The 12,759-nt window shown below is 55.6% G+C and carries 10 protein-coding genes and 1 other RNA gene; 5 read left to right on the top strand and 6 right to left on the bottom strand.

From position 1 onward, the window contains the following. Nucleotides 1-49 precede the first annotated feature (49 nt). A complete protein-coding gene (locus tag Pla52nx_RS10940; protein ID WP_231742750.1) occupies nucleotides 50-1,234 on the bottom strand; it encodes a beta-ketoacyl-ACP synthase III in 1,185 nt (394 codons plus the stop codon). A gap of 250 nt (nucleotides 1,235-1,484) precedes the next feature. Here Pla52nx_RS10940 and Pla52nx_RS10935 point away from each other — a divergent pair, with 250 nt between their 5' ends. Next, the gene (locus Pla52nx_RS10935; RefSeq protein WP_146523253.1) at nucleotides 1,485-2,588 is read left to right on the top strand and encodes a S26 family signal peptidase; all 1,104 of its coding nucleotides are present in this window, start codon (nucleotides 1,485-1,487) and stop codon (nucleotides 2,586-2,588) included. Nucleotides 2,589-3,145: 557 nt separating this feature from the next. Next, a complete protein-coding gene (locus tag Pla52nx_RS10930; protein WP_146523254.1) occupies nucleotides 3,146-3,601 on the top strand; it encodes a hypothetical protein in 456 nt (151 codons plus the stop codon). A gap of 105 nt (nucleotides 3,602-3,706) precedes the next feature. Here Pla52nx_RS10930 and Pla52nx_RS10925 read toward each other — a convergent pair whose 3' ends face one another. The 3 genes from Pla52nx_RS10925 to Pla52nx_RS10915 all read right to left on the bottom strand — a co-directional run bounded on the left by Pla52nx_RS10925 (nucleotide 3,707) and on the right by Pla52nx_RS10915 (nucleotide 6,047). Beyond that, the gene (locus Pla52nx_RS10925) at nucleotides 3,707-3,892 is read right to left on the bottom strand and encodes a hypothetical protein (RefSeq protein WP_146523255.1); all 186 of its coding nucleotides are present in this window, start codon (nucleotides 3,890-3,892) and stop codon (nucleotides 3,707-3,709) included. A 102-nt stretch (nucleotides 3,893-3,994) separates the two neighbouring features. Then, on the bottom strand, nucleotides 3,995-5,221 hold the full coding sequence (locus tag Pla52nx_RS10920; protein WP_146523256.1) for a DUF1559 domain-containing protein: 1,227 nt from the start codon (nucleotides 5,219-5,221) through the stop codon (nucleotides 3,995-3,997). Between the two features lie 205 nt (nucleotides 5,222-5,426). Further along, complete coding sequence (locus Pla52nx_RS10915; protein ID WP_146523257.1) at nucleotides 5,427-6,047, bottom strand: hypothetical protein; 621 nt, start codon at nucleotides 6,045-6,047, stop codon at nucleotides 5,427-5,429. A 236-nt stretch (nucleotides 6,048-6,283) separates the two neighbouring features. On the opposite strand from Pla52nx_RS10915, the gene Pla52nx_RS10910 reads away from it, so the two are divergent. Continuing rightward, entirely contained in the window at nucleotides 6,284-6,949 is a 666-nt protein-coding gene (locus Pla52nx_RS10910) for a hypothetical protein (protein WP_146523258.1), read from the top strand. Between the two features lie 540 nt (nucleotides 6,950-7,489). After that, an RNA gene (gene rnpB / locus Pla52nx_RS10905) (RNase P RNA component class A) lies at nucleotides 7,490-7,899 on the top strand. 18 nt (nucleotides 7,900-7,917) lie between these two features. Here the strand turns inward: rnpB and Pla52nx_RS10900 are convergent. Together Pla52nx_RS10900 and Pla52nx_RS10895 are read right to left on the bottom strand one after the other, a co-directional pair. After that, the gene (locus Pla52nx_RS10900; protein WP_146523259.1) at nucleotides 7,918-8,982 is read right to left on the bottom strand and encodes a hypothetical protein; all 1,065 of its coding nucleotides are present in this window, start codon (nucleotides 8,980-8,982) and stop codon (nucleotides 7,918-7,920) included. 508 nt (nucleotides 8,983-9,490) lie between these two features. Further along, the gene (locus Pla52nx_RS10895; RefSeq protein ID WP_342190172.1) at nucleotides 9,491-10,942 is read right to left on the bottom strand and encodes an IS1380 family transposase; all 1,452 of its coding nucleotides are present in this window, start codon (nucleotides 10,940-10,942) and stop codon (nucleotides 9,491-9,493) included. Nucleotides 10,943-11,419: 477 nt separating this feature from the next. Here Pla52nx_RS10895 and Pla52nx_RS10890 point away from each other — a divergent pair, with 477 nt between their 5' ends. Next, on the top strand, nucleotides 11,420-12,673 hold the full coding sequence (locus tag Pla52nx_RS10890) for a DUF1559 domain-containing protein (RefSeq protein ID WP_146521704.1): 1,254 nt from the start codon (nucleotides 11,420-11,422) through the stop codon (nucleotides 12,671-12,673). The last annotated feature ends 86 nt before the right edge of the window (nucleotides 12,674-12,759 follow it).

Genomic DNA, 12,759 nt, shown 5'->3' with positions numbered 1-12,759 from the left:
TACGCCACTGATTGGTGATGTGTTCCTCTAGTGAGCGGCTGCTGAAAGCTCACCACTGCAGGACCGCGGTGCCCCATGCGAGTCCGGCACCGAAACCGCACAGCAGTACCTTGTCACCTCGCTGTAGCTTGCCCTCCCGGATGGCTTCATCCAAAGCCAGCGGAATGCTGGCCCCGGACGTGTTGCCATAGCGATCCAGGTTGACGAACACGCGATCACGCTCCACACCGAGGTCCGCCACCGCTGAATCGATGATTCGCTGGTTGGCTTGATGCAGGACGACCAACGCCAGTTCACTCGGCTGGATGCCTGCGGTTTCCAACACGTCTTTGGCGCTTTCGTCAAACACGCGAACGGCCCACTTGAACACACCACGGCCATCCATGGTCAAGTACTGCAAGCCACTTTCGTGTGCTTCCGGCGTCAACAGGTGACGTGTTCCGCCCGCGGGGATACACAACATCTCGCCGCCGCAACCTTCGCTGCCCAACTGGTACGACAATATGCCCGCCGGGGAATCCGTCGACGAATCCGGGGCCAACAGGACCGCACCGGCACCATCGCCGAACAGCGGATACGTTTTCTTGTCGTCCGGATTGACGGTTCTGCTCATCAAGTCCGCGCCGACGACCAATGCGCACTTGCTGTTGCCCGCAGCAACGAACTGCGCCGCCGTCGTCATCGCATACATGAATCCTGCACATGCCGCGTTGACATCCATCGACGGGGCAATGCATCCCAGCCGACGTTGCAAGTGACACGCGGTCGATGGTGTCGGATGATCAGGGGTGATGGTGGCGACAATGATCAAGTCGATCTGGTCCGCCGTGACGCCAGCGGTCTCCATGCAACGCAAGGCAGCCTCGTAGCAAAGATCACTTGTCGCTTGATCGTCCGATGCACGACGTCGCTCCCGGATTCCGGTGCGGCGAATGATCCACTCGCTGTCGCATCCCAGCGCCGCCAAATCCTCATTGGTGACGATGTTGGGCGGCACGTACGATCCCGTGGCCAGCACGCGAACGCCGTTGACCGCCCCCATGCGCCCCCGTCTCGCGCCAGAGCTTTCAGCGGTCGCCTCGATGGACGACTCTCCAGGTGAGGGCGGTGGACAGGACGAGCCGTCTGCCACAGCGTTTTTGGACAGATGATCCTGTGCGGTACGCGTTGGTGAGGTGGGAGCCTGTGCCTTGGCGGTCGCCGACGGGTCATCCGTTGGAATTGCTTGAGACATGTACCGATGAAATTTGCGGGAGATGAGACGAGCGGTGTTAAGATAAGGCGTCAGTATAGCACTGCAGGCGACATTCGTTTACCGGGATTTCAGCGTGCCTGATCCATCGCAAGTTTCAACTCCCCTCGCTCGCTCCACCGGGGCGATTTTCTGTTTTTTCGCCGCTGCAATCGCAATTTCGGCGGTGGTCACCGGATGGAAACTCGGACTCCGATCGGCCAAACGCGAAATCCGCCCCCCCATTGCACCCGTGCAAATTTTTGCAGTCTCGGGCAACTCGATGGCCCCCACGTTGATCGGTAGCGCACGCCAGATTGTCTGCTCTCATTGCGAACATCCGTTGACAGTCGATGCCGATTCCATACCGACCGATTCCATGCCGGCCCCCAATTCAACGCTGGCGTGCCTGCATTGTGGCAAGCGATTCATGCCAAGCGATTTCGAGAACGCAAGTGCTCTGCCCGCTGACGTCGTCACGGTCACCACCATCGATCCACGGCAACTATCGCGTGGTGAATTGGTTGCCGTGACTTGGGAAGACCAGCAACACGTCAAACGTCTGGTGGGCTTGCCAGGGGACACGGTCTCGCTTGATCCGGCAAGCGACGATCGACCCAGGATTCTGATCAACGGTCAACGAGTCGAAGATCTCTTGGCGCCCACCCAATCGCCGAGGGTCGATGTCAGCAGCGACCTCATGCGTTGGCATTCATTAGCGTTGCCATCGTCGTGGCTCCGATCAACATCGAACCATTGGTCATCCAAGAATGCGCTAGACATCAGAGAGTCGGAGTGGATCGTCTATCGTCACCAAGATCCACACAATGCCGGTCGCGACGGACCGGTATTGGATGACTACCCGATGAACACTTCCGTGCGTCGCAAACTATCTCCGGTCGATCGACTCTGGCTCGACGCATCATTTCGCTCCGATTTCGCGTTGAACGTCCAAGTCGCATTCTGGACTCCGGAGGGACATCGATTACATGAGTCGCACCTCCCCGCATCCTCATCCGGATTCACGACTTTGACGGCATGCGTGTGGGATGCCGCCGCAAGTGAAAACCAGCCGGTCTCTGCCAACCTCCCCATCGCCATCCGCATTGCCGGCGACACAGAGACCAGCGACACAGAGACCAGCGAAGTAACCATCGAAGGGCTTTCCGTTTCTCGCAGCGTGGAGTACCGCTTGAATCGCCACCATGATCGCTCACGCTATCCGTTCACCTTGTCAGAAAACGAATGCTTTGTGTTGGGCGACAACGTTCCCATCAGTGTCGATAGCCGAACGGTCGGGCCAATCCATTTACGATCCATTCAAGGAACCTGTCATCCTCTTGCGTTGACAGAATAGCCACCGGTCTCATCCAGCGCTAGCCCAGGCGATTCATCAGCCGCAGCGCGATAGCGTCCGGTTCCCGATGACAGGCGTGAGAACCGGACGCTATCGCGTGGCGGCTGATATGCGCAGACTGTCTTCGTGCCAATCCGCGTAAGCCGTTTCGTGCAAACGTATTGCGAAGACTGTAGGGAGTCGCGTGAATAATCCGGGCTAGCGGCTTGTTCAATAGTACGGGGATGTTGCACTGTCTCGCTCCGCAAGTTTCTGTCACGCCCCTCAACGCAGCTGGGAACGTAACCGTTGCGCATACGGCGTATGGTTTGCATTTGGGCGTATGGCGGCGTTCGTTTTCGACTTGGAAAGTCGAACGACAATCGTCGCTCGATTCAACAAATCGAAAGCGTGCCTCGCCAAGCGTTTTGCCAATCCCAAACACTCACTTACGCAGACAGGCCCCCTCCCCCGAGTTCCTTGGGGAGGTGACAGCGGACAAGAATTGGGCGCTATCGCGTGTCGGATGATTACAATTCGTGTCCTTCACTGCAGACACCTTCCAAACAGTACACCTCATGTCTAACGATCACGAAGACTTACTACGAGACGGACATCAGATGTCGCTGCGATGTGCAGCGATGGTGGGAGGAACGCGAGTGGTCATCGGATTCCGCAGCGGAGGACAAGCGAGCATCTATTGCGGCGAAGAACCCGTGTTTCAATTCAACGGATCGGGTGAACTGCGTCGCGTGTACGACCAAGGTCAACGCTACGCCGCCGATGCGGGTCGGCTGGTGCATTTGCAGCGCATCGCCAAAGTCAGCCGATTACAGCTTGTCCCACAGCCGATTTCGGGGGAAAGGTTCGAGGAAATCGCCGCGTCATGGAGAGACTGGTACGCACGTATTTGCCAGACCGACGACTCTCGATGGCTCAGCCCCGACGGTGATGCGGCGCTGTTTCTGCAACGCCTGAACGCATGGCTTCCCGGCAAAGCGGATCTCGTCATCGCGTCGACCGCCAACGCGTGATCCGAATTGCCGAACGTCCACCGCTTAATCGTGCCCGCTTAATCATGCCCGCTTAATCATGGTCGCGTGATTTTGCAGTGCCACTGCATCCACCATCCACGGAACCTATTGATCTTTGTCGACGCCGCTCTCCACGTTCTGTTGTTCCGTTGCTGCGACTGCGGCTTCATAGTCAGCGATGGCTTGCGCATCGGCGCCATCGGTTGATTTCTTTGGCGTGCCATCGCCACACCCAAGGACAAATGCGGTCAACAAGACGGTGAGGGCAAACGGTGTCGTGAACAATTTCATTTGGATGACTCAAACTGATCGGAGGAATTCGGAGGGACATTCAAAAACAAGAACCTTTATACCATCAGCATCCTTACTGACGATCGTGAACGCGTCGCGAATTCACAACGCTTCGTCGACGACTTCGCTGGCGGCGCGTGTTCCCAACGAACCCCAAAGACCATAGGGACTTGGGGAACCCGGTATCTGTGCGCCGGTCCCATTGAGCCAAACGCTGCCGGCCGTGGAATCACCCGCTTCGACAGAATCACTGACGAACGTTACCGCACCGTCACCCATCAAGACATGACAACCGCCGGTGTGCTGGCTGGACATGGTTGCGATGAGTGTCGTTCCCAGCGTGTTGTAGGGACCACAGATCTCTCGGTTGGGAGGCAGGATGGTCAAGCAGCCCGTAAAGAAAGGGCCTTGATCTGCCCACCTGTACCCACGAGCAAACAGACGTCGTGAGATCATGTTGTATGTCGGGTCCCAAAACCTGGGACGCTGAGGATTGATCAATGGCAAACAGACCGATGGATTATCACGGATACTGGTAAGCGATACGCCTGGTGCGCTGGAATTCGCCGCCGACTCGGTCACTTGACCACGAATGCTGTTGTCACCCAGATACGAAATGATTTCACCCATCGCAATGGTGTTGGAGAGTCCATCAAGGATGTCGCGGAATTTTGATTCCTGCAGAGGCTTAAAGAAACCGCGATGGGCGGCTTGCGCTTGCAACACAGCACCCTGAGGCTTCGCCGTCCGGTCGTTGTTGTAGGGACCGAAATACAATCGCCAACAGGAGTCTCCCAGACATGCGGCATAGTTGGTTCGCCCTAACGCGGGAAGCCCAAATCCCGGATCACTCGGGCATCGGTAGGTGGGGACTTCTGTCGTCCATGGAATGTACTGGATCACCTCGGGCGTTGGCCCCATGGGAGGCCAAGGATTCGTCGGCGTGCCGACCGCAGCCATTGTGTCCCCGTCGGTTCGCTGCGCATTGGGATTGCTGATCTGCTCCCAAAGCGATTGCTGCTCAATGAACGGCAAGATCGGTACCAACATGCTCAATCGATAACGGTTTCCTTGAGTGGAGGTTCGAAAATACGCGTCGGGAACGCCCGGTTGCGTGCCCGTTCCGTGAGTCGGCAATTGTTTATAGTTGGAATGATAATTCTGAATCCCAAGCCCGATTTGTTTGAAGTTGTTGCTGCAACTCATTCGTCGCGCCGCTTCACGTGCTGCCTGAACCGCTGGCAGAAGCAAACCAACCAGAATGCCGATGATTGCGATCACCACCAGCAACTCCACCAACGTAAAACCATGTCTTTTTACCGAGCTCATCGCCGTTCTCCTGAAATGTATTTCGCGGATAAAAATGCCCTTTGACAATGTTGCTCAACCGAGTTGCCTGCCCCGAATGTAGCGGTCCAGCAGACCGATTGCACAACTCGCTTTCAAAATTGCCGAATTCAATCCGACGAAAAGCGAAAATTCCTGCTCAGCGATCATTGCTACCCTGAGCAGTTGATACCATCGCATCTATCTCTCAATTGCGTTGGTAGACAAACTCATCGAAAGCATCGAGCTTCACGTCCCAGATCTTTTCCAGTCGAGGAAATGAAGCGTCAAATATGCGATCAAAGTCTTGGTTGGGCTGCCCAAACGCGGTGTCCATCTTGTCGAACAACATTTCAAAGTCCGCCATTTTTTGCTTTTCCAGGACAAACTGATACGTGGGAACCCAGTTCACACCATCACCTTGATTGACGGCTGTTTGAATCGTGATGTCCATTGCATCGAATTGGCGATTGCTTATCGATTGTGTGAATTTCCGCAGTTGCTGCAAAAAGAAGAACAGGGTCCCTCGCTTGGCACGTTGCTTCGCATCTCCCAAATCCTGACCGATATCGACCATGGATGACAAATTAGCAGCACGCGCCTCAATCACGACACGGTTGCTTTCATCCATCCTGACAGCATCGGTCTTGAAATAGGCTTCAGCGAGCAATTGAATGGCCTCGAAGTCCGGCATTTCCGGATTATCACGCACCTTTTGCACCTTAGCCGATGCGATTTCCGCTTCCGTCGGTTGCCGGCACCCAAGGGGCACGAGCAACAGGATAGTCAGGAAAAAAAGCGAGACGTGGCAAACTCTGTTGACGGACATCGGTAACCTAATCAAAAACTTTCACTCAATTCGGGAGAGGCAAACACACGATCATTCCCGTTTGTTTTATACCATGTTGCCATCAGTGAATCACAGCCATCTTCATTCGGTCGTTCTGAGGGAACGGTTCCGTGGGGCGGCAGATTTCTTTTTGTCCGTTCAATCATCGAATACTGGTTTTGCCCCTTAAAACACGAGATACTCTGCCTATCGCTCAAACTTCTTAGGAGATCACGATGTTGATTCGATGCATGGGTTGGCTAGTCGGAATGTTGATCGGCGGCTTGCTGATCGCTCAAGATGGGCCGATAAAAGTTGGGCCAGCCAGACCGGTACCTGTTGGGCCCGCGGTACAAATCCAGCGTGTAGTGCCGGCGCAGATAATCCGTGGCCTGGCAGTGCCCGGCAACCAAGGACAAACGCCGTCGATGACGCAGTTGGTCAAAGCCAAGATGGACTTGGACGGCGAGAACTCCATGCTGATCCTGATGCTGCCGGCGTTCCGAATGGAGAAGCAGGAGGGAGAACACATGGTGACGAAAATGCGAACGGAACAACGCACACGAATGGTTAACGTCAATGGCAATCAGGTCGAACAGACCTACACCGTGCATGTCCCGTATACGGAAACCATCGTCGATCCGATGGTCCCCGTCTCCGCAGGAATCAAACCCAGTGCGTTGGATGCCAATGATTTTGAGTACTACGACTTGCACGGCAAATCGCTGAGTGTCACAGAAGCCGGTGAGCGAATGAACAAACTCGTGCCAGTTTTCTTGATGGAGATGTTTCGCGGCGGGAATATTGCGATCTCAGACTTACAACGAGAAGCACTCAATCCGGACTGCCTTGTGATCACGTCCCCCGGAACCATTCGCCAGCAACCCAAAACGATTCGGTAGAGCCTGGACTGCTCAAAGTTTGGTGTTGTGTCTTTTAGGGTTTGCGCATGTTTATGTCCCTACTGCCGGCGCAGCCGGTGGCCCCCAGTGAGCCTCAGGCGCTAGCCGTGGGCCTGAGGCTGCCGGTGGCCCCCAGTGAGCCTCAGGCGCTAGCCGTGGGCCTGAGGCGGATTGTGGTGCCGGCCCACGGCTAGCGCCTGAGGCTCACCTTGATTGCGATGCATGGAACGACAACATGGATTGAGAAAACAATGCCAATCCGAAACTTTGAGCAGTCCAGCATCCCGCTTAGCATGGTGGTGTTACCAAACGCTCGGTGGTGTCATCGGCCCTGAGCCGCTGGCCGTCAGGCTACGGGTATTACGCACTGAAATGGATACTTGATACGTGCAAAACCCGTCCGCTCACGCGTCACGGCTCACGGCGTTTGGCAGCGTCATACGCTAGATACGTTGAGAAACTCAACGCTCTCCTTCGGCTACGGTTCCGACTTGTGAACCTTGCCAGATCGCCGGCGGTCGGTCATGTTGTGCGGTGACATCAGAGGGCGGGACGATCGCTGGTTGCCGGTGGGCCTAGCTCACTGGGCTGGAGGAAAGTCCGGGCTCCGTAGGACAGGATGGTCGATAACGTCGACCGACCGTGAGGTTAGGGCCAGTGCAACAGAAAGCAAACCGCCGAACGATCCATCTCGATGGATGCGTGGTAAGGGTGAAACGGTGCGGTAAGAGCGCACCAGCGTTTGAGGTGACTCAAGCGGCTGGGTAAACCCCATCCGGAGCTAGACCAAACAGGGTGCAACGCGCAAGCGTACGAGGCGGTCCGTTTCGTTATCGACACTCGGGTAGGTCGCGATGGAGGCGACGAGCAATCGTCGCGCACAGATAAATGATCGTCGGCCGGACTTTTCAGTCCGGTCACAGAACCCGGCTTACAAGCCCTCTGATGTCTTTCTCACACAGCGACCGCTAGACTTCGATCCGATCGGCGGGCGGTGCCGGTTGACCCGGTCGCGGCTGCGGCGCTCGGGGATCGATCGGCAACAGTCTTAAGCGAGGTTGGTCGCCGTTGTTTTCGTTCTCTTCGACATCACCAGGACGGTTCGGCTCCGCTGGCACCATAACACGTGGTCGCCGAAACCGACGACCGAACAGATCCGAATCAAAGGGATCCAACATCGGTCCCAATTCAGGGAACAGGTTATCTCCGAAGCCGCCACCGATCTGCATTCGGATACCGCTACCGTTTCCGTTGGCGCGCTCATAGACACTGAACGCCTCCGCGTCCTTCTCTTTCATTTCGTCCGCGTCGGAATAAACTTCGCGTTTGATACCGCCTTGTTCGTCGGGACGTTGGACTTCGATGCCACCGCTAACGTCTTTGAATTCAAAAGTCCGACCATTCTCAATGACGGTGATTTCTCGCACACCGTTGACGCTGCGCACCGAGATGCTGATGCTTTGTCCTCCAGCGACTTGTCCGCCGCGAAACATGGGCTGCCGGTTCCGCTGTGCCCGAAGCTGTAATCGACGTCGCAGTGCTTCCACGTCATTAGGGTCGTCCGTGGGAGCACTCAGGATTTCAGCAGCTCGCTTGGACAACGGCAGATCACTTTGGGCCAAACGGTGCAAGGCATCAGCGGCGCTGAACGATCGGGATCGCTCATCGCTGTCATAAGCCCGCTTCAACAGCATCAATGCTCGCTCGGCCACCTCAGGGCTACCGTTGCGGACCACGTTTTCCAATGCCTCGTGCGCGTCCGTCCCCAGACGGTTCAAATGCTCTGAGGCAGCGTTCTGCATCGACTCGTCTTTGGAGCCGAGTTGCTCGATCCAGTGTTCGATTTGTTGTCTGGTTCGCTGTTCGGCTGGCACGGTGCCTTCGGTTGCCGACGAATCGGCGTCGGCGAACGGAACCAAAGGACGCAGGGTGGGCTGCTGAGCCGATAGATTCACGCTTGGGAACTGAACAAAACCTACTGACAGAACGAAGCCTGCTGACAGGGTGAAAACCAAAGTAGTGAGTCGGTTCATCGGAATTCTTTGCTCCAAACTCGATTCATCACGGGAAAACGACGTGAGACAACCTCGCTATTATTACTTCATCTTACACTTCGTCGCCATGGAAATTGCCGCCCCAGATTCACGGTACGGGCTGCCTGTGCGGGCCACTCGGCGGGGCCACTCGGCGTGGGGCACGAGGGTGGGCTGAACAACTTGGGATTGTGGTGGACTGCTCAAAGTTTGGTGTTGTGTCTTTTTGGGTTTGCGCAAGTTTATCTCCCTACTGCCGGCGCAGCTGGTGGCCCCAGTGAGCCTCAGGCGCTAGCCGTGGGCCTGCGGGCGGATTGTGGTGCCGGCCCACGGCTAGCCCGGATATTGCATCCATCGGTTATTGACGCGGGGTTGCGAGTTCGATACGTCCGCTTTTGGGAAATGATTTGATTTTGATGGGGGCTTTCGCAGCGCCGCGCAGAAGGCCCCCCCTCCCCCAAGCGAATGATTCGCTTCGTGGTTGCGTTTTCCTCGAGGGTTGCCGCCCTTAGTCGCTTCGGCAAAGACGCGCCATGACTTCGTTAAAGAGACTCGCGCTAGGGCAGTGAGTCGGAAGGTGAAAAATCACTCGCCGACAAGTCACGCGCACTCGCGCGGCAATCTTGAACAGACGCAAGCGGATCGTATCCACACGCATCCGAGCATGTGTAGTGCCCTGAAGTGCCAACCGGCGGATTCCGTCGACCAACACATACGCCAACGACGACAGAATCAAACGAAACTGATTGGCCATGAAGTCTGTGCAGCTGGTTCGATCGGCAAACAAACACATCTGTTGTTCCTTGATCCGATTCTCCATTTCACAACGCTGACAATAACGTTCTCGATAGAAATCCTTCGGGTTCCAAGCAACACTGCAGATCGTTCCAGGATCGAGGATTTGTCGAACCTGTTTGCCGTCCACGCGAGGGCGATGATAAGTCGGCTCGACGATCCCTTGGGCACTGGGCAGGTTTGTCACGACGAAACGCGGGTTGGCTCCCTTGTCGCCGTGCTCCGCCTTGCCGAGAACCCAGCGATGACGGTCCCATGTTTCCTGAGTGCGATAACGGAACCATTTGAAAAGCGTTCGCGTGGATTTAAATTTCAAATGCTCAAGTCGAGCACGGGTCATTTCGCAGGCAATATTGCGGATCAAGACGTTGTTCTTGGGCAATCCGAAGACATAGTAGACGTCGTTTTTATCGCACCAACGCATGAGTCTTTCATCAGAATATCCGCCATCGCCACGTAAAATGATTTTCGTCTCCGGCCATCGCGAACGAATCTTTTGAACCAGCAGTTTGGTCACCGCGCGAGCGTGATGGGCTGCGCCAAAACTGCTGGGACGTAGGTAGGCGACGAGCAACTGATAGCCACAGAACACGTACAGCGGCAGAAAACAGTGGCCGTCGTAGAATCCATTGAAGTAGTTTTTGTCTTGATTGCCGTGCGTCGGATCATCTGTGGCATCATAGTCCAAGGTGATTTCTTCGGGCGGTTTCTCGTAGCTGTCCAGAAAGGTGTTTACGATTTCTTCGTGGATAGCCAGCATCGCTTTGCGATCGACACGATTTTCGAAACGTGAATGCGTTGACGGACTGGCCAAAGGAACGTGTTCGTCGCTGTCATAGTCATTCTGTGCAGGCGTGCGTCCGGCAGCGACTTGAAAGGCTGCATCATGCCGCAAGTGGGCGTGATCGTTGCCGTCCTCGTAGCCTGCCGCAATTCCAAAGATACGACTGGTCAGGATCTCGGCCTGCGGATGTGCGGTGTAGATAGGATCGCGTGGATCGGCAATACAAGCGTCGACTCGGCGGATCAGGCCGAGTCGTTGATCGACTTCGCGAAGCAGTAGCAATCCGGCGTCGGACGTGAGCGTTCCGCCATCAAAATCAAACTCGACAGCTTGGCGACGGAGGCGTTTCAGTGCAGCTCGTTTTCGATTACGCTTTGTCATTGCCGAGAGCCTTGGGCTTGGGATGTGTGAAGTGTTGTAACTCCAATGCATACCAGGACTAAGGCTCTTGCGCTATAGGGGGAAACAAATTTTCGGATGCAATATCCGGGCTAGCGCCTGAGGCTCACTTTGATTGCGATGCATGGGACAAAAACATGGACTGAAAAAACAATGTCAACACCAAACTTTGAGCAGTCCAGGATTGTGGCACTGGGTGCTCCGCAAATCCCTTTGATCTCTCCCGAAGCTCGAGGCTGCCGATTTAATCGTAGATCGGTCACTCTTGGCCGGCATTTGTCACTCAGGCGGAAGCCGCGAAAAACCCCAGCTGATGAGCAAGGTTCCGAGAAAATTTCTGTTTTTTTTCAGCTTGTCGCCCATGGTGGTGGCGTATTCCGTTAAGGTCGGAAGAGGAAATGGGCTTGTACTCAAGAATCCATTCGCTTTTTCTTCTTTTTCTTCTTCTGGAGTTCACTGATGCACACGCAGAAAGTTCACTCACAGCGATCGGGTTTCACCTTAGTGGAACTGCTGGTCGTCATCGCCATCATTGGCATCCTTGTTGGCCTGCTGCTACCGGCAGTTCAGGCAGCACGCGAAGCCGCGCGACGCATGTCGTGCAGCAACAATTTCAAGCAGATCGGTCTTGGGATTCAGAACTACCACAGCTCGTTCAAGCAATTGCCAACGAACGGGACGGGGACCAAGCGAGTCCCATCCATGACCGATCAGACCAACCAATGCAATCGACTGTTCGTCAGTTGGTTGGTGCCCATCTTGCCCTACATCGAGCAGCAAGCGTTGTGGGAGCAGATCTCCAATCCCAGTCAGCAGGTCACGGCTGGAGCGACCTTACCGGCTAGCGTCAATGGAGCGTGGAATGCGATGGGGCCTTGCCCCTGGGTCACCACTTATGTGCCCTGGGTCACTCAGGTCCCGACCTATCGCTGCCCAAGCGACGCCGGAAAGGCACTTGGTCCGGGGCAGCTTGCACGGACGAATTACGCTTGTTCGCTTGGTGACGCCAATGACCGTGCTCACAATGGTGGGATCAACGATTACGGTTTCTGGGGCAACCTCAACGACCGGGACGAAAACTGGTCTGTGACACGAGCACGTGCTGCACAACGCGGATTCTTCTGGAATCGTAACGAAGCTAAGTTCCGTGATGTTCTGGATGGTCTCTCCAACACCATTGCTGCTGGCGAAGTCAACACCTCAGGCGGCAAGCGTGAGATCAGTGCGGATTTTGTCCGAAACATCACAAGCATGCAGGTCACTAACAATACGATTCTGATTCCTGCTCGTTGCAAGGAAGGGCCTCACATCGATCCCTTACGCCCCCAGTTCTATGACCCAAGTGCGACGGTAAGTGGAAGCCTGTCTCAATCCAAGCACTGTCGCTGGGCTGATTCGCGGGCTTACTACTCGGCGTTCCTGACTATTCTCCCTCCGAATGCCCCCAATTGCGTGACCGCAAATAATGACGGCAATCACCCTGGCGTCATCTCAACTGCGGGTAGCCGCCACTCCGGTGGTGCTCACGTGTTGATGGGTGACGGAGCCGTGGTGTTCATCACCGACAGCGTCGAAACCGGCAACCTGGAAAGCAATACCGTCTGCCGCGACGCACCAGGTCTTCCTCCCGGAACCGCAAGCCCTTACGGGTTATGGGGGTCCTTGGGGACACGCGACATGAAAGAAGTCATTGAGGAAGAGCTGAACCAATAAGGTTGACCGCAATTTGACGACAATCGTGACCTCGCCTGCCATCCGCAGGCGAGGTTTTTTTACAAGACTCCCCCTCTCTCTCTTGT

The organism is Stieleria varia (assembly GCF_038443385.1).
In the GTDB taxonomy this organism is placed as follows: Bacteria; Planctomycetota; Planctomycetia; order Pirellulales; family Pirellulaceae; genus Stieleria; species Stieleria varia.
This window is presented reverse-complemented; position numbering and strand designations above follow the sequence as displayed.